Raw genomic sequence first — 18606 nt, 5'->3', positions numbered from 1 at the left:
GAAAAAGTTTGAAAAATACAATAGTTATGAGTTGCCTTTTTTTTGAATCAGCGTATAATGACACTATGTCATATGACGGTATGTCATGTTTGTAAAGGAGGGACGAAATGCCAACAGACACTTTTTTAAACTTACCCAAGGAAAAACAAGCACGAATTATCGATGCTGCACGAATCGAATTTTCAAGAGCATCTTTAAAAGAGGCTTCGATCGCCAACGTAATCAAGATTGCTGAGATCCCTAGAGGAAGTTTTTATCAATATTTTGCGGATAAAGAAGATCTTTATTTTTATTATTTTCAATCTTTACGACAAAATAGTAAGCGCGATTTGATTGAATCTATTAAAACGGCTAAAGGTGATCTATTTTTAGGAATCAATGATTATTTCTCAAAATTAGTACCTGAAATATTTGAAGGTGAGCACGCACTCTTTTACAAAAACCTATTTATGAATATGGATTATCGTGAATTTAAACGTGTGACACCAGAATGGGAAAAAAATCGTAGACAGCAACGTGATGCTCATCAAAAAGAAAAAAATGAACTGCTAGAGATGATTGATAGTTCTAAATTGATGTTGAACTCGACAGATGAGCTCAAATTGTTGTTTCAATTGCTGATGCAGATTACGATGTCTACAATTTCAGAAGCACAAGTACAACAATTTGAACAACCAAATTATGAACTAGAACAAGTGTATGAAAAATTTTATTTAAAGATCAATTGGATTAAAAATGGAGTCCAACGAAAGGAGCGAGAAAATGCTTAAAGTAGTCAAACGAGTATCCTATATTTCAGCCTTATTAGCTGTAATTTTTATGTTTATTCAAGTTTTTTCAGATTTATACTTGCCGACACTGACATCAAATATTATTAATAATGGTGTAGCCAAAGGTGATATCGACTACATTTGGAATACTGGGTTTTTAATGATGGGATTTTCTGTCATCAGTATTATTGCGGCAGTCGGAAATACTTTCTTTGCCACACGTGAAGCACAAAAATTAGGAAGAGAATTACGAACAGATGTGTATCGCAAAGTCGAAAATGCATCAACACGTTCGTTTGATCATTTTGGGACCTCTTCTTTGATCACACGTACGACCAATGATATCAACCAAGTTCAATTGGTCACCCAAATGTTTTTACGAATGATGATCAATGCGCCGATTACGTTGATTGGAGCCAGCATCTTGGCGTATCAAAAAGATCCTCAATTAACGAAGATCTTTTTAGTGGTGATTCCAATCATTGCCGCTGTTATCGGAATCGTGATGTATTTTGCTGTTCCTTTATTTAAGAGCATGCAAAAGAAAACGGACCGTTTAAATTTAGTGTTTCGTGAAGGATTGACCGGCGTACGGGTGATTCGTGCTTTTAATAAACAAGGATACGAAGAAGCCCGTTTTGAAGAAGCGAATAAAGACTATACGAATACGGCGATCAAAGTCAATACGATCGTATCTGTTATGATGCCGATCATGACATTGATCATGAGTGGAACCAATATTGCGATCACATGGTTTGGTGGACACTATATTGCTGATCAAACATTAGAAGTCGGAAATTTAATTGCCTTTATGACGTATGCAATGCAAATTTTAATGAGTTTCATGATGTTGACGGTAATTTTTGTAATGGTACCAAGAGCACAAGCATCAGCTGATCGCATCAATGAAGTATTAGATGAAATCGATGAAATCAAAGATCCAACAAGTCCACAAACCTTGTCTTTAGCTAAAACCAATGCAACTTTAGACTTTGATCATGTCGACTATCGTTTTAAAGGTGCTGAAAATTTAGCTCTTCATGACGTGAATTTCCATGTGAAATCAGGTGAGACCTTAGCGATCATTGGCGGAACTGGTTCTGGGAAAACGACGTTGATTAATTTGATCCCACGTCTTTATGATCTAGCTTCAGGTACGATCAAATTAAATGGGAAGGATATTACGACGATCACTCAAGCAAATTTACGTGATCTGATTGGATTTGTTCCACAAAAAGCCGTGTTGTTTTCCGGTACGATTCGTGAAAATATGAAATATGGCGATGCTGAGGCTAGTGATGAAGTCATCTGGGAAGCTTTACGCATCGCACAGGCAGAAGATTTTGTTAAAGAACTACCAGATGGGCTGGATAGTCGCGTGGAACAAGGTGGCGGAAACTTTTCTGGTGGGCAACGTCAACGTTTAGCAATCGCCCGTGCCTTAGTGAAACAAGCTGATCTTTATGTATTCGATGATTCATTTTCAGCGCTGGATTTTAAAACCGATGCGAAGTTACGAACAGTATTAAAAGAAGAAATGACAGACAGTATTTTAGTGATCGTGGCACAACGCGTGAGTACCGTGATTGATGCCGATAAAATTTTAGTGTTAGATGAAGGAAATGTGGTAGGACTTGGCACGCATCAAGAGTTATTAGATACCAATGAAACGTACCAAGAAATCGTCCATTCACAATTACGAGAGGAGGATCTTGCATGAGCGAAAAACAACCAGCAAAAGGCCCAAGCATGGGAAGACCTGGCGGCGGACCTGGTCGTGGAATTGGAAAAGCCGTAGAAAAACCGAAAAATTTCAAAAAAACTACGTTCCGTTTGTTTCGTTATTTATCAAAAAAAATGTGGGCAATCCTATTCGTTTTGATTTTAGCGATCGCTTCGGTCGTCTTCCAAATCCAAACACCTAAAATTTTAGGGGAAGCGACGACGGAAATTTTTAAAGGGGTCATGAAAGGGGTTCAACTGCTTCAAAAAGGTGAAAAAGTGACGACCTTCCCAATCGATTTTGATAAAATCGCTCAAATCATTGGAATCGTTGTCGTCTTGTATCTTTTCTCAGCGGTCTTCAACTTTTTGCAACAGTTTATTATGACTCGCGTTTCACAACGTACAGTCTATCAATTGCGCCGTGAATTAGAAGAGAAAATGCACCGGATGCCGATTTCTTACTATGATACCCATAGTAATGGAGATATCATGTCACGTGCGATCAATGATATGGATAATATCGCCAGTACGCTCCAACAAAACTTAACGCAACTTGTGACCAGTGTGGTAACGTTTATTGGTGTATTGTGGATGATGTTGACGATCAGTTGGCAACTCACGCTTGTGGCATTAGCAACTGTACCTTTAAGTTTAGTTGTCGTGATGATCGTCGCACCAAAATCACAAAAATATTTTGCGGCACAACAAAAAAGCTTGGGACTATTAAACAATCAAGTCGAAGAAACATATGGTGGCCATACTGTGGTTAAAGTCTTTAATCATGAAGCAGCCGATCAAAAAGTCTTTGAAATTGAAAATGAAAAATTGTATCAAGCCGGTTGGAAAGCCCAATTTATCTCAGCGATCATTATTCCATTGATGAATTTTGTTAAAAACTTAGGTTATGTCTTTGTAGCCGTTTTGGGTGGGATCAAAGTAGCCAACGGGAATATGAATCTAGGGGATGTTCAAGCGTTCTTACAATATACGAGCCAATTTTCACAACCAATCACCCAAATTGCGAGCTTGATCAATACGATCCAATCAACGATCGCCTCAGCAGAACGAATTTTCGAAGTCTTAGATGAACCTGAGATGGAAGATCAAGCCGTCAATGCACCGATCGAAGAAAGTGAGTATAAAGTCCGCTTTAAAAATGTTCAATTTGGTTATCAGCCTGATCAATTATTGATGACTGATTTTAATTTGGATGTCAAACCAGGTGAAATGGTCGCAATCGTTGGACCTACTGGAGCAGGGAAAACGACGATGATCAATTTATTGGAACGTTTTTATGATATCACTGGTGGTAGTATCCGTTATGATGGAAAAGATACCCGTGATATTCCAAGAACAGAATTACGTGAACACTTCTCGATGGTCTTACAAGATACGTGGTTATTTACGGGGAGTATTTTAGATAATATCAAATATGGGAATGAAAAAGCGACCGACGAACAAGTCTATGCCGCAACTAAAGCAGCCCATGTGGATGATTTTGTTCGTAAATTACCAGATGGCTATGACACTGTCTTAAATGAAGATGCAAGTAACATCTCCCAAGGGCAACGTCAATTGATTACGATCGCTCGGGCCTTTTTAGCTAATCCAGATGTCTTGATTTTAGATGAAGCGACAAGTTCAGTCGATACGAGAACAGAAGTCTTGATCCAACAAGCGATGAATCGCTTATTAGAAAATCGGACAAGTTTCGTAGTCGCTCACCGCTTGTCGACGATTCGTGATGCGGACAATATCATTGTGATGAATCACGGCGATATTGTCGAAACCGGGAACCATGATGAATTGATGGCGAAAAATGGCTTCTATGCCGATCTATACAATAGTCAATTTAATGAAGAAGTAGCGTAAAAATGAGGCTGTGACAGGAACTACTTCTGGAACACCGTTAGGGGATGTGACAGACTTTTGTCACATCCCCATTTTTTTTAGAGCATGGTATAATAAGCTATTCAAAGGAGGAACGAACATGACCTTAAGTGTAAAAAATATTACAGGTGGGTACAATCAAATGCCTGTTTTAAAAGATCTATCTTTCGAATTGAACAAAGGAGAGTTAGTCGGCTTAATTGGATTAAACGGTGCGGGAAAAAGCACAACGATCAAAGAAATTATTGGCCTTTTACGTCCTACTAAAGGAACGATCGAAATCGATGGATTAACTTTAGAAGCCGACCCTGAAGCGTATCGTAAAAAAATTGGCTTTATTCCAGAAACCCCAACTTTATATGAAGAATTAACTTTAAGAGAACATATTGAAATTACAGCGATGGCGTATGATCTACCACTTGAAGAAGCGATGAACCGAGCAGAAAAACTATTGACGCTTTTTCGTTTAGAAAAACGTTTGGATTGGTTTCCAGCAAATTTTTCTAAAGGAATGAAACAAAAAGTCATGATCTTATGTGCCTTTTTAATCGAGCCGAGTTTATATATCATTGATGAGCCTTTTTTAGGATTGGACCCGCTAGCGATTCATGCTTTATTAGAATTGATGTATGAAATGAAGCAAAATGGAGCGTCGATCTTGATGTCAACACACGTTTTAGCAACGGCTGAACGGTATTGCGATCGCTTTATCTTGTTGCACAACGGTCAAATTAGAGCTCAAGGAACGTTAGCTGAGATACAGGAAACTTTTGCGATGCCACATGCGACGTTAGATGAATTATATCTAGCCTTGACGAAGGAGGCATAAAGATGCACGCTTTTTTTAGTCAACGAGTCAAAAAACATCAACAACAAATGCAGCGGTATCTGAAATATGTCTTCAATGATCATTTCGCGTTGTTGATGACATTGTTATTAGGTGCAGGTGGACTATATTACTCCAACTTTTTAAAAACCTTGACGCCACCATTTTCAATCGGTCGCTTTGTGGTCGTCTTGATTTTTGTATTGGTGTTAACTTTCGGGCGCTATGCCAGTTTGACGAAACCCGCCGATCAGCTATTTTTATTACCTAAAGAAATCCAAATGCGTACGTATCTTCAAAAAGCCTTACGGTATTCATGTATCGTGCCTTTTGCGGGACTATTTTTAATCGTAGGAGCAGTCATGCCGTTATATGCGGTATCTACGGCCAAAGGATTCAGTCAGTTTTTTATTTTGTTGCTCATGATGTGGAGCTTAAAATGGAGTCATTTATTGGTCCAACAAGCACGAGTGTTTTTGATTTTAAACAAAACTAAACAACTACTAACACTAAGTTTTTGGCTCTATGCCTTTGTGACGATCGTTTTGGGGATCTTTGTGACGCCTTTGATCGGACTTGTTTTAGGGGTGTTGGCTGCAGTAGGGTATTACATCGTCACGTGGAAAAAACAGACTGCTTCACTCGATTGGGAAGTCATGATCGACATGGAGCAAGATCGCTTGTATCGGGTGTATCAATTTATCAATTTATTCACCGATGTTCCAGCGGTCAAAGCCGTGGTCAGACGTCGGAAATATGCAGATGTATTGTTAGCACGCATCAAAAAAATCCAATCCAATACGTATTTGTACTTGTATAGCCGTCAGTTTGTACGTGGAACGGAGTATAGTGGTTTATTTATTCGTTTAGTCGCGATCTATTGTGTGATGCTATACTTTATTGAAGAATACTGGATCGTCTTGATTTTAGGTGTTTTATTCTTGTATCTTATCGGCTTCCAAATGATCCCGATGTACCATCGTTTCCGTTATATGTTATTGAGTGAACTCTATCCAGTCAGTGAAGGCATGCAAAAACGTTCATTCCGAACGATTTTAACGGTGATTCTAATGAGTGCAACATTGGTTTTTGCAATCGGTGTACTCTTGATGCAGCCACTTACTCAAGCGGGAATCATCATATTCATCTTTTTAGCCTTTGATCTCTTCTTTTTATATGTATACGTGCCACAACGTTTGAAAAAAATGGCAAAAATGAATCCTTAATGAGACAGTTTTTCATGGAAGATGAGATTTGCTTGACGTTGGCTACTTGGGCGACTAGAATAGGAAGTACTGTTAATTTAAGGAGAGAAGTTCGATGGATATTCGTATTGATAACGATTGGGATCTACAGCCGATCAAAGGCGATACTGGAAAAGCATATATTGGTATACGGGCCGACGATAAAGTCTTTATCAAACGAAATACGACGCCCATGTTGGCTGCGTTATCCAAAGAAGGGATCACCCCTAAACTAGTTTGGACAAAGCGAGTTGGAAATGGCGATACATTATCAGCTCAAGAATGGTTAGAAGGTCGGTTGCTGACTGCGGATGAAATCGGCGAACGAAATGATGTCATCGACGTGTTGTATCATTTGCATCATTCTAATTCATTAAAAGATATTCTGACAAAAATCGGAGGACAGACCCGATCACCACGACAAATGCTCGATGCCTATACACATGAATTGCCTTCAGAGCTTGCGACACATAGTTTTTTAATTATGGTGCAAGAATACTTAACGACATATTTGCCGGTGTTTAAGGCTGATGAGAAAACAGTAGTGCATGGCGATGTCCATTGTCGCAATTGGTTAGTTTGCGAAAATTATTTATACTTGGTGGATTGGGATTCGATTATGTTTGCAGATCCGGCTTATGATATTGCTACAGTATTAGGACACTATGTTCCCACATCATTATGGAGTCGGTGGTTGGTTAGTTATGGAATCCAACCAGAACCAGTTTTTTTAGAAAAAGTATATTGGTATGCACTATTAAACTTATTAGAAGAAATAAAAAAATACGCATTGCGAAATGAAACAAAGCAAATGAATGCGGCAATTTTACAGTTGAAGCGAATTTATCGTGGATAAAGAGTTAGAAAAAAAAGAATTAGAGGAGATTTTAACGATGCGCGTTAGAAAACGAACGGGTGCTGAAGAAATGTTGGCTGAAAATCCACAGTATGTAGTATCAGAACCGGAAATATTCAAAGGGAAATGGGCAGAACGCTTTGGAAATGACCATCCAATCCATATCGAAATTGGAATGGGAAAAGGACAATTTATTACTGGAATGGCGAAGGCTCATCCTGAAATCAACTATATTGGAATCGACATGCAAGTTAGCGTGGTTTCATTTGCACTTGATAAGGTATTAGAGCAAGAACTGCCAAACGTACAACTTTTACACGTAGATGGGTCTGCATTGACGAATTATTTTGCTAAAGGAGAAGTGGATCAGATTTATTTGAATTTTTCAGATCCTTGGCCTAAAACACGTCACGAAAAACGTCGCTTAACTTCCAAAGAATTTTTAGCTGTAGATGAAGTGATTTTAAAACCCAATGGTGAAATCCATTTTAAAACAGATAATAGAGGGTTATTTGAATACTCACTAGCTAGTTTTTCTCAATATGGCATGATCTTGAAAAAAGTATGGCTAGATTTACATGCTTCGACTTATGAAGGAAATGTTATGACAGAATACGAGCAAAAGTTTTCAGCAAAAGGGCAACCGATTTATCGTGTAGAAGCTTACTTTAAAACTAAAGAAGAAAAATAGGATGAGGAATTTTCCTCGTCCTATTTTTTTGCGTATCTAGTAAGAAAGGAGGTTAGCTAGTGGAAGTAGAGGAAATCTCAAATGAATGGATTCGCTATGGATATCAACAGGGGGTTCAGGATCTTTATGTTTATCTTAGTCCTAAAGAAGGCATAGTCAAAATTCGAATGCATCAACAGGTTACGCAATACGCGACATATTCCACTCAAATCACCCAACAGTTGATTGCACGGTTTAAATATCTGGGTGCAATGGATATTGGCGAAACGCGTAAAGCACAGTTGGGTGCGATCAGTTACTTAGTGGATCAACAAGTCATTCGTTTACGATTATCCACAGTAGGTGATTATCAAGGTTTAGAATCATTAGTCATTCGTTTTTTGACCCCGCAAAAATCAGTTAGTTACAGTCAGCACGCGGCATATCATCAGCTTTTAGAACAAGTTCAACAGCAAACAGGGCTTTTTTTATTCAGTGGGGCAACTGGTTCAGGGAAAACTACACTGATGTACCATTTAGCTCAACAAGTTAGAGGTCAAGTGATCACGATTGAAGATCCAGTAGAAATTGAACACGCGACATTTTTACAACTACAAATTAATGAAAAAATTGATCAAACATATGATGAATTAATCAAGTTGGCTTTGCGTCATCGTCCAGATCTATTGATTATTGGTGAGATTAGAGACTATCTAACGGCTAAAGCCGCGATTCGTGCTGCATTAACGGGACATCAAGTTTTTGCGACGATTCATGCTAAAAGTACGACCGAAACCATCACACGATTGCTTGAATTAGGATGTAGTCAATGGGAAATCGACAATACTGTAGTTGGGATCGTGTATCAGCAATTTAAAGGAACAGATTTAAAACTAGATTATGCGATAGTAAAGCCGGATCGATTATGAAACAGCCGAAACAATCTCAAATCAAACGATTTTTATTTTCATTGACGTTATTGCTTGAGAATGGATTTGAACTCAAAGAGAGTATTCAAATTATGCAACGAAGCCAGCAAATTTCAAATGCGATCTTTATTCAATTTACGAAAGGTTTAAGTAAAGGGGCTTCTATTGCAGAAGCGTTCCGTCAATTAGGATGTAGTGAAAAAGAAGTCACACAGATCGAATTTGCTCTGATGCATGGAAATCTAGCTTCGACGTTACGCACGGTGGTCAATCAACGAACCCAACGTGAAAAACAACTGGTTCTCTTTCGTAAGGCTAGTGTGTACCCTACATTTTTATTGATTATTATTTGTTTTGTTCTTCTTGTATTGCGCCAGTATTTACTCCCTCAATTACTCGCTGCAGGATTATTGGAATCGGGATATTGGGGGGTGAGATTTATTTTACAACTCCCGATTTATTTGGGGATAAGCACATTGATAATAGGAATGATTGTTTTGGGACTTCGCTATAGCAAACGGGTGCATAGTCCACTGCAACAAGCAGTTTGGTTCAGTAAACTCCCTATTTTTGGGACATTCTATCGCTTGTACCAAACGAGTTATTTTACATTAGAGTGGGGGAATTTATATAAACAAGGACTAGAAAGCAAGCAAATTGTCGCTTGTATGTTGCGTTTATCCAATAGGACATTGATGTATGAAATTGCAAAACAAATGGAGCAACGCTTTACCAAAGGAGAGAGTTTTGCTCAAATGATCGATCAGTATCCTTTTTTAGCCCCAGAGTTAGCCGTCATTATTTATCAAGGTGAACAAGCAGGACGCTTAGGCGATGAGTTACTCCTTTATAGTCGCTTATCTTTACAAAATTTTTCGGAGCGCTTGGAACGTTTTTTTCATTGGCTACAACCAATTTTATTTTTATTAGTTGCAGCGTTAGTCATTAGTATCTATGCGGCGATGTTTATCCCGCTTTACCAAAATATGGGAGGAGATTTTTTATGAAAAAAAAGAAAAAAGCATTTACGTTGATTGAGATCTTAATTGTACTAGTAGTGATCGGTGCATTAATGATGGTGTTATTACCTGGGATGATTACAAGAGCAAAAGACGCAAATGAAAACAAAACTACGATCTCATCTGAATTGGATAAAAGTTATAAAGAAATTGGGACGTTTCCTTTGAAAAAAGGAGAATGAAAAAAACTGGCTTTACGATAGTTGAAGTCTGTATAAGTCTAGTTTTGATTTTATTATTTTTGATACTACCAATCCATGCGGCGAAGGAAGCCAAAGAAATGATCGACGCGTACCGTTTTTTGACTGAATTTGAAAAAATAGTGAAACTACATCATCAACGAGCCGTATTGTCTAGCGATGAAGCGAAATTTACAGTGAGTAAGCAGTATGTTCATTTTTATTATCAAAAAGAGAGTTTCTTAGTATATCCTAAAGGTGTTTCCTATGCAGTTAGTGAACAAATTTCGATAAAGTTTATTCAGCGTACTGGAACCAGTAATAGCACGTCGACGATTCGTTTTTTACTGCCTTCTAATCAATATGTATCGTATACCTTTAAATTAGGGAGAGGAGATTATGAAAAATCGATCAACTAAACAAGCTTTCTTCTTTTTAGAGGCCTGCGTGGCATTATTTATTTTAACGAGTTGTCTCTTGCTTTTATTAGAAGGCTATCACACGATTTTTTTATATCAAGAACAGATGTCGGAAAAACAAGCCCTGAGTCAAACGCTTTATAGAATTTGCGGGCGAGAAAACCCACTATTTTAATGGTGGGATGATAGCCCGTAGACGTACTGTAAGAATGTAGGGAAACTTGCATTTAGAGGCAATACAAATACTCGTATTGTCCAATGAAGAAACTGAATTGCTGGGAACTCGTAAAGCTAACGAAACGACAACGTAGGGATAATAAACCCAAGCGTGAACGTGGTGAAAACAGAAAAAATTCGTTAGATAGCATAAGGTTAAATCCTACGTGCCCATACAATCGAAAATCAGCAGCCAAGCCTAGAAATAGGAAGGTTCAACGACTATTCCTCTTGAGGGAAGTACACACAAGCGTGTGGAAGTGGTTTCGCCTGAACAAGTAAAGTTGAAGGATAAGATATAGTCTGTGCTTGCATGAAAGTGCAAGAAGTTCATCAGAGAACTGCATGGGGATTAGCGAACCTGTGTGAACAAACTCTACATGATAAAGTCAAAATAAGGGTTAATATTTATGCTTACATTTAGGATTCTCACACCGATTTTAGTATACTTAGGGTATACAGCAAGGAGGTGTACAGATATGAAAAAAGCCCATAAAATCAGAATCTATCCGAATTCAAGACAGGAAATCCAAATTCAAAAAACTTTTGGTTGTGTCCGATTCTACTGGAATTTTTTACTCGACCAGCGAATTACCAACTACAAGCAGAAAAAAGAAAATCCTGAATATATTGAAAACAAACTGACCTATGCTGGACTGAAAAAGCAAGAAGAATTTGCTTGGTTGAAAGAAATTGAAGCACAACCTCTAAGTCAAGTAAATATGGATTTGAATAAAGCGTACAAAAATACGTTCAACTCTAAATTTGGATTTCCTAAATTCAAGAGTAAAAAATATTCTAAGAAGTCCTATCGAACTGCCGTAGGCATGAAAGTCAACGGTCGTTACTTTTATGTGTCTAAAGTAGGTTGGGTCAAGATGGCAGAAGAATTACGTTTCAAAGGTAAATTAATGAACGTCACGATCAGTCAATCAAAATCAGGGAAATACTTTGCGACATTCTTAGTGGAAACAGAGAATGTTTTAAAAGAACCTGTAACAGATAGTATTGGATTAGATTTAGGCTTAACTCATTTCTGTATCACATCCGCAGGAGAAAAAATCGACAGTAAACGATTTTATCGTTCTCTTGAACAACGGTTGATACGTGAACAACGAAAACTTTCTAAACGTTTAGAAGTTGCGAAACAGCACAATCGAAAATTAGATGAGTGTCGTAACTACCAAAAACAAAAAGTAAAAGTGGCACGTATCCATGAGAAAATTGCCAACCAACGTATGGATTTTTTACATAAACTTTCTTCACGACTAACTGATGAGAACCAAATCATTTGTGTTGAAGAGTTGAATGTAAAAGGGTTGGTTAAAAATCATAAATTAGCGAAGTCAATTTCAGATGTATCTTGGAGTGAATTCGTTCGACAATTAGACTATAAATGCCAGTGGAAAGGTCGTACTTTAGTTAAAGTTGACCGCTTTTTTCCAAGTTCACAGCTTTGTTCTTCTTGTGGTCACAATGACGGCAAAAAAGAGCTAAATATTCGTGAATGGATATGTTCAAATTGTGGAACACTTCATGACAGAGATATTAATGCAAGCATAAATATTAAAACCGAAGGACTTTCGGGGATAGCTTAGTCAATTTGCGCCCGTTAGGGTGTATTACCTAAGAACCCCATGACTTTAGTCGTGTGGAGTGTCAGGAGAACAGTTTACGTCGTCAAATGATTGATACAAGTGAGATGACGGTCTCAAAAACACGAGCCTATATCAAGAAGGGGGCAAATGTACTTGAAATTTACGAAAAGTAACGCCACCACGATGATTGATGTCTTGCTTACTTTATCGATCAGTTTGACTTGTGTCTTTTTGATTACGAGTGCTTTACAATATGGAAAAATCATGACACTGAAATTAGATGAAACACGTGAGCAAGAGTGGGGGATTTTTTTAGCTCAATTAGAACAGCAAATGATGTATTCCAAACGAGTACGTATCGAACAAGGCAGTTTGCGTTTTGATAGCCTAGAAGATCCCTATTCGTTTACAACGCCAATCAAAGACCAAGTCTGGAAACCGATCACGTTAAAAATTGGAAACGAGGGATGGTTGAATTATTCAATCAATGGTGGAACCAATATTATCTTAACGAGTGTGGGCAGTTGCGTATATGAAATTTTTCCAAGATATGTCAAGCTCTATATTACGTTTAAAGATGGGCAAAAGAAAATGGGAGTGGTCGCACGTGGATTCGACTAAAAAAGGATCGACTATCGTAACGGTATTGGTTGGATTGGCCTTGTTGATGAGCCTATTTATGATCATGGTTAAAAGCGTTCGTTACACATCTAGTGCAAAAGAAGAGATGACAGAATATTATACATTACGGATTATGGGAGAACTCTTTTTAAATCGGTATTTAAGTGAGATTCGTACACAACCTGTCAATCCGAATTATCAAACGATCGAGTACAATGTCGGGAAGATTCGTTATAAAATCGATTCAGAAAAGATTATCTACGAAGTGTATACATCGAAACAAAAATTATACCGAAGATATCAGGTCATGAACGAAAAATGAATACAGCTTGAAGTAAAAGATAGTACAGAAATCTGGACTATCTTCTTTTTCGTTGAAATTTAGATATCTATTTATAACACTCTTTACTTTTCTGTTCGAAGTAGGGGAAGTTGGTTGATTATTTTGGATAAATCGGCTAGAATTATACAGGGAATTGTAGTGTTATAGTGATAAAGAGAGGTGTACAATGTCTCCAGAAAAAATGGAAGAACTTTTTGAATTACAACTTCAAGCAGTTCAGCTTATGCAAAATGCGTTAAAAAGTTCCTTTTATGACGCGTATATCGAACATATCGAAAATATGATCGATTCATATCAAGTTCGGGTGATCGACGGTGTGCCAGAAAAAGAAATTGCGCAACAATTGCAAGAAATTTACGATCGTTTGGCGCAGTATGAGTTAACAGCTGAAGAAAAGCGCAAATTAGTTCAATTGTTACTATTAAAAGGAATGCAAACAGAACCTTTACAACCTAATCATCAGCTTACTCCAGATGGGATTGGATTTTTGTTTGTTTATTTGATCGAACAATTGGCACCACAAAAAGATCAATCCTTGCGTTTATTGGATTTAACGGTTGGAATGGGAAATCTATTGTTGACCGCTATTGCCAATTTACGTTTAGCAAAGTACACCAATGTTCTAGGAATTGGTGTGGATAACGATGAGACGTTACTTGAAATCGCCGCGGCTAATACCGAATGGATCGAATCTTCTGTTCAACTCTTTCATCAAGATGGATTACAAGAATTATTGATCGAACCAATGGATATCGCTTTTTCTGATTTACCAATTGGGTATTACCCGAATGATGAAAAAGCACAAAATTTCATTACTGGTGTTTCAGATGAACATTCTTATGCGCATCATCTTTTAATGGAACAAAGTATGAATTATGTGAAAGAAGCAGGCTTTGGCTTGTTTTTAATCCCATCTAACTTTTTAGAATCTGAACAAAGTGACGCATTGAAAACATGGTTTAAAGAACGTGTGTATATGCAAGGGATTATCCAGTTACCAGATGATTTGTTTAAACATGAATCTGCACGAAAAAGTATTTTACTTGTGCAAAATCATGGGGAACATGCAGTTCAAGCAAAAGAAGTCTTAGTAGCGAAATTAGCAACATTGAAAAATCCAGAAAGTGTTGCATCATTCTTTAAACAATTTGAAGAATGGAAACAAGAACAAGATATCCTCTAATTTGATACTATCAAATAGAGTGAAAATATAGAAATGAGGAAAATCGATGTCAAAAACAATTGCAATTAATGCAGGTAGTTCAAGTTTAAAATGGCAATTATATACAATGCCAGAAGAAACAGTAATCGCTAAAGGAATCGTAGAACGTATTGGAATGAACGATTCAATCTTTACAATCAAACATGGTGAAGGCGAAAAATATGAAGTGATCATTGATATTCCAGATCACGAAGTGGCTGTAAAAATGTTATTGGATCAATTGATCGACTTAAATATTTTAGGTTCTTACGATGAAATCACAGGTGTGGGACACCGCGTGGTTCATGGTGGAGAATACTTCGATCGTTCTGTTGTGATTACAGACGACGTAATGGAAAAAATTGAAGAATTAGCAGATTTTGCTCCATTACACAACCCAGCAAACTTGATGGGAATTAAAGCATTTAAACACTTATTACCAGAAATTATCAGTGTAGCCGTATTTGATACAGCTTTCCATGCTACAATGCCAAAACCAGCTTACTTATATAGCTTACCAATCGAGTATTACAATGACTACAAAGTACGTAAATATGGTGCACATGGAACAAGCCATTTATACGTTTCTCAACGTGCAGCAGAAATGCTAGGCAAACCTGTTGAAGAGTTGAAAATCATCACTTGTCATTTAGGTAATGGTGGGTCAATCACAGCGGTTGACGGTGGAAAATCTGTGGATACATCAATGGGCTTCACACCACTAGCTGGAATCACAATGGGCACTCGTTCAGGTGATCTAGATGCTGCGATCTTACCTTACTTGATGCATAAATTAGATATCGATATCGATGAAATGGTTTCTATCTTAAATAAAAAATCAGGTCTTTTAGGTCTAACAGGCGGATTATCTAGCGATATGCGTGATTTACAAGACAACAAAGACAAAGAAGATGTACGTGTAGCTCTAGATGTCTTTTATGACCGTGTACGCAAATATATCGGAAGTTACGCAGCTGTAATGAACGGTGTAGACGCGATTGTCTTCACAGCGGGAATCGGTGAGAATTCTGCTATCGTGCGCTCTGAAATTATGGACGGCTTGACTTGGTTTGGTGCTGAATTAGACCCAGAACAAAATGCCAAATTTGGTGAACACGTGATTTCAACTGAAGATTCTAAAGTCAAAGTATTATTAATTCCAACAGACGAAGAATTAATGATTGCACGTGACGTAGAAGCACTACGTTAAAGATAAAAAGATCTCCTTCCTACGTTTAGGAAGGGGATCTTTTTTCTTACAAAAATGTTCGGGATAATAGTAGGATATTCATAGGAAAAATCATCGGAATGGGCGTAAACTAAAGATATATAAAATGTAAGCGGAATCACTTTAAGGAGGAGATTTAGATGACTGAAGTCTTACAATTTTTATCGCCAGTTACTGGTCAGTTATTGCCGATGGAACAAGTGGCAGATCCTATTTTTTCACAAAAAACGATGGGAGAAGGGTATGGTGTTGTCCCAATCGATGGCAAGATCGTATCACCAGTAAGTGGTGTGATCATGTTGATTGCAGAAACCAAGCATGCAATTGGCATAAAAACCAAAGAAGGCATTGAAGTATTGATCCATATGGGGATCGATACGGTCGATCTAAACGGAATCCCATTTGAAATCAATGTGTCAAAAGGTGACGAAATCCAAGCTGGCGCGTTATTGGCGACAGTCGATTTAGAAAAAGTGAAGGCGGCAGGAAAAGATACAACGATTATTGTGGCGATTACGAATACACAAACCATGGTCGATATTTTTGGTGTTAAAACGAGTCGCGAGGCTCATGCGGGTGAAACAGTGGCCACATTAACCATGAAAGCAATTGCTGAAACAAACTCAATATCAACTGATGGATCACTTGATAAAAATCAATATGCCAAGACTGCACGAATGGTTTTAAAAGCAGTAGGCGGCAAAGAAAATATCAATCAACTCATCCACTGTATTACGAGACTGCGTTTTTATTTAAAAGACGAATCGATTCCACAGGATGAGGCTATTCGAAAAATTCCAGGTGTAATCGATGTAGCTCGAGCAGGTGGTCAATATCAAGTGGTTATTGGGCAAACAGTTGAGGATGTTTTCAATGAAGCCATTGCGCAGTTGGGAGAAGGTTTTAGCTCTGAATCTGAAACACAGTCGAAAGTGTCTTTTAAAGACCAACACGGTCTATGGGCAAAAACAAAATTTGGTGCATCCAATTTGATCGGCACCATTACCGGATCAATGATGCCAGTTGTAGGATTACTTGCCGCTAGCGGGATGTTAAAAGGGATTTTAACGATTTTAACCACGTGGGGTGGCGTATCGACCAGTTCTCAAACGTATGTCATCATTAGTGCGATGGGCGATGCAACCTTTTATTTTCTACCAGTATTAGTCGGCTTTACAGCTGCTCAAAAACTTGGATCCAATCCAGTCGTTGTCGCCATTATTGGTGCTTTTTTGATCTATCCTTCGCTTGTACAAATCTATGCAACAGGTAAATTTTCATCCCATATTTTGGGAATGGGAATCAATTCAAACTTTCTAGGTATCCCGATTCATATTCCACAGTATACGTATTCGATTTTTCCAATGATTTTTGCAGCGTGGATGGCAGCGAAACTTGAACCATGGATCAAAAGTTGGATGCCGGTCGTTTTGAGAATGATCTTTACGCCGTTAGTGGAGATCTTTTTAGTTGGAATGACCGTATTAATCGTAGTAGGTCCGATCATTACATTGATTTCAACTGGGATTTCAAATGGGTTACAAGCCCTTCTTCATTTAAGTTTGCCACTATCTGGCTTGATTATTGGTGGTTTTTATCAAGTATTAGTTATTTTTGGTTTACATTGGGCAGTGATTCCAATTATTTCGGCACAATTATCTGTTCCAGGAGGGCATTCGGTTTTAAATGGAATCGTATCTGTGACCATGATTGCTCAAGGCGCGGGCGCTCTAGCTGTATACGTGAAAACACGTCATAATGAAAATCTTAAAGGATTATCTGCTTCCGCTGCAATTTCAGCATTTTGTGGAATTACCGAGCCTGCGATGTATGGGGTCAATTTAAAATACGGCCGTGTATTTATAACTGCAAGTATCGGAGCAGCCATTGGTGGATTGGTCAATGGATTATTAAAAGTCGATATGTTTGGCTTTACAGGTTCTTTGATTGGATTCCCATCATTTGCAAGTAAAACAGATCCGAATAATTTCTTGTATTTTTGGATCGTATCTGCGATTACCATCGTAGCAGCTTTTACTTTGACTTATTTATTTGGGTATAAAGAAGAAGATGGACTACATGCTAAACAAGCACCTGAAAAACGTCATCTAGGTCAATAAAAAATCCCTGTCTGTTTGTTCGAATTTCGAGCAAACAGACGGGGATTTAGCTTTGAATGAAAAATTGAGAATAGTCAGGATGGTAATAATTTTTTGAAAAATCAAAAGGTCTCCCCGACGCAGTATAATAAAGTTCTTCGATAAATAAAACGGGATCTTTAGCCGAGAGCTCTAGAAATTCAGCAATTTCTTTTTTTACACGAGCTACTTTTAAATATTTATCTGAAAATCCAATTTGAAGATTCAGTCCTTTTTCTAAATAATCAAAAATCGAATCTTCTGCAATGGCTCGATTTAAAAACGTGACGATTTCTTGATTGTAATAAGACTGTTCAAAACAAAATACCTGTCCTCGAATAGCATGCACCCGTTCAACGAAATAAACCGGATCACCGATCGTACATTGCAAGTTCGTTGCGATCTCCTCAGTTGCCGAAATTGTCTCTAATGTAATTACTTTTGACGTCTCATCGGCAGCTTTTAAATCATCGGTAAAGCCTCTATTTTGAATTAAACTGATGTATCCTCGACGTTTTTTCCTGCGAACAAAAATTCCGCTACCTTGAACTTGATAAATACTACCACGTTCTTCTAAAAGTTGTAGTGTTTTTAAAATCGTATTTTTACTTACACTATACTGCGAAGCAAGTGCAGTGATATTTGCTAATTTCGTTCCTTGCAAGAGATCTTGCGCTTTGATACGTTGCTCGATATCTTGAGCGATTTCTACATATTTTGGCATCTCTTTTCCT

At 37.8% G+C, this 18606-nt stretch carries 19 protein-coding genes; 18 read left to right on the top strand and 1 reads right to left on the bottom strand.

Features of this window, described 5'->3' with window-relative positions; all coding sequences use genetic code 11:
* Positions 1-107 precede the first annotated feature (107 nt).
* The 18 genes from I573_RS11120 (at position 108) to I573_RS11035 (ending at position 17854) form a co-directional block, all read left to right on the top strand.
* The gene (locus I573_RS11120) at positions 108-770 is read left to right on the top strand and encodes a TetR/AcrR family transcriptional regulator (RefSeq protein WP_016186281.1); all 663 of its coding nucleotides are present in this window, start codon (positions 108-110) and stop codon (positions 768-770) included.
* Positions 763-2490 carry an ABC transporter ATP-binding protein gene (locus I573_RS11115; protein WP_016186282.1) on the top strand — a complete coding sequence of 576 codons (1728 nt, stop codon included), beginning with the start codon at positions 763-765 and terminating at the stop codon, positions 2488-2490. The genes I573_RS11120 and I573_RS11115 overlap by 8 nt, the downstream gene beginning before the upstream one ends.
* Complete coding sequence (locus I573_RS11110; RefSeq protein ID WP_016186283.1) at positions 2487-4367, top strand: ABC transporter ATP-binding protein; 1881 nt, start codon at positions 2487-2489, stop codon at positions 4365-4367. The genes I573_RS11115 and I573_RS11110 overlap by 4 nt, the downstream gene beginning before the upstream one ends.
* A 118-nt stretch (positions 4368-4485) precedes the next feature.
* Positions 4486-5214: an ABC transporter ATP-binding protein gene (locus I573_RS11105; protein WP_016186284.1), complete on the top strand. Its 729-nt coding sequence runs from the start codon at positions 4486-4488 to the stop codon at positions 5212-5214.
* 2 nt (positions 5215-5216) lie between these two features.
* Positions 5217-6437: an ABC transporter permease gene (locus I573_RS11100; RefSeq protein ID WP_016186285.1), complete on the top strand. Its 1221-nt coding sequence runs from the start codon at positions 5217-5219 to the stop codon at positions 6435-6437.
* A 94-nt stretch (positions 6438-6531) separates the two neighbouring features.
* Positions 6532-7311 (top strand): phosphotransferase family protein, encoded by a 780-nt coding sequence (locus I573_RS11095; RefSeq protein ID WP_016186286.1) that lies wholly within the window; start codon positions 6532-6534, stop codon positions 7309-7311.
* 37 nt (positions 7312-7348) lie between these two features.
* On the top strand, positions 7349-8002 hold the full coding sequence (gene trmB, locus I573_RS11090; RefSeq protein WP_016186287.1) for a tRNA (guanosine(46)-N7)-methyltransferase TrmB: 654 nt from the start codon (positions 7349-7351) through the stop codon (positions 8000-8002).
* Positions 8003-8061: 59 nt separating this feature from the next.
* Positions 8062-8910, top strand: a complete 849-nt coding sequence (gene comGA, locus I573_RS11085; protein ID WP_016186288.1) for a competence type IV pilus ATPase ComGA — start codon at positions 8062-8064, stop codon at positions 8908-8910.
* The gene (gene comGB / locus I573_RS11080) at positions 8907-9917 is read left to right on the top strand and encodes a competence type IV pilus assembly protein ComGB (RefSeq protein ID WP_016186289.1); all 1011 of its coding nucleotides are present in this window, start codon (positions 8907-8909) and stop codon (positions 9915-9917) included. Before comGA ends, comGB begins: the two co-directional genes overlap by 4 nt.
* Entirely contained in the window at positions 9914-10111 is a 198-nt protein-coding gene (locus I573_RS11075; RefSeq protein ID WP_016186290.1) for a type II secretion system protein, read from the top strand. Before comGB ends, I573_RS11075 begins: the two co-directional genes overlap by 4 nt.
* Positions 10108-10527, top strand: a complete 420-nt coding sequence (gene comGD, locus I573_RS11070; protein WP_016186291.1) for a competence type IV pilus minor pilin ComGD — start codon at positions 10108-10110, stop codon at positions 10525-10527. Before I573_RS11075 ends, comGD begins: the two co-directional genes overlap by 4 nt.
* Complete coding sequence (locus I573_RS11065; protein ID WP_016186292.1) at positions 10508-10702, top strand: hypothetical protein; 195 nt, start codon at positions 10508-10510, stop codon at positions 10700-10702. The genes comGD and I573_RS11065 overlap by 20 nt, the downstream gene beginning before the upstream one ends.
* Positions 10703-11222: 520 nt before the next feature.
* On the top strand, positions 11223-12341 hold the full coding sequence (gene tnpB / locus I573_RS11060) for an IS200/IS605 family element RNA-guided endonuclease TnpB (RefSeq protein WP_016252712.1): 1119 nt from the start codon (positions 11223-11225) through the stop codon (positions 12339-12341).
* 147 nt (positions 12342-12488) lie between these two features.
* Positions 12489-12962, top strand: coding sequence for a ComGF family competence protein (locus tag I573_RS11055; RefSeq protein ID WP_016186295.1), 474 nt, complete (start codon positions 12489-12491; stop codon positions 12960-12962).
* Positions 12949-13284, top strand: a complete 336-nt coding sequence (gene comGG, locus I573_RS11050; protein ID WP_016186296.1) for a competence type IV pilus minor pilin ComGG — start codon at positions 12949-12951, stop codon at positions 13282-13284. Before I573_RS11055 ends, comGG begins: the two co-directional genes overlap by 14 nt.
* 187 nt (positions 13285-13471) lie before the next feature.
* Positions 13472-14488 carry a class I SAM-dependent methyltransferase gene (locus I573_RS11045; protein ID WP_016186297.1) on the top strand — a complete coding sequence of 339 codons (1017 nt, stop codon included), beginning with the start codon at positions 13472-13474 and terminating at the stop codon, positions 14486-14488.
* Between the two features lie 46 nt (positions 14489-14534).
* Positions 14535-15716, top strand: coding sequence for an acetate/propionate family kinase (locus I573_RS11040; RefSeq protein ID WP_016186298.1), 1182 nt, complete (start codon positions 14535-14537; stop codon positions 15714-15716).
* A gap of 158 nt (positions 15717-15874) precedes the next feature.
* A complete protein-coding gene (locus tag I573_RS11035) occupies positions 15875-17854 on the top strand; it encodes a PTS sugar transporter subunit IIABC (protein WP_016186299.1) in 1980 nt (659 codons plus the stop codon).
* A 46-nt stretch (positions 17855-17900) separates the two neighbouring features.
* Here the strand turns inward: I573_RS11035 and I573_RS11030 are convergent, their stop codons facing one another.
* Positions 17901-18596, bottom strand: a complete 696-nt coding sequence (locus tag I573_RS11030; RefSeq protein WP_016186300.1) for a GntR family transcriptional regulator — start codon at positions 18594-18596, stop codon at positions 17901-17903.
* Positions 18597-18606 lie beyond the last annotated feature (10 nt).

This window comes from Enterococcus sulfureus ATCC 49903, from assembly GCF_000407605.1.
Classification (GTDB): Bacteria; Bacillota; Bacilli; order Lactobacillales; family Enterococcaceae; genus Enterococcus_G; species Enterococcus_G sulfureus.
Note: the sequence above shows the minus strand (reverse complement) of the source record. Positions and strands in the feature narration are given on the sequence as shown.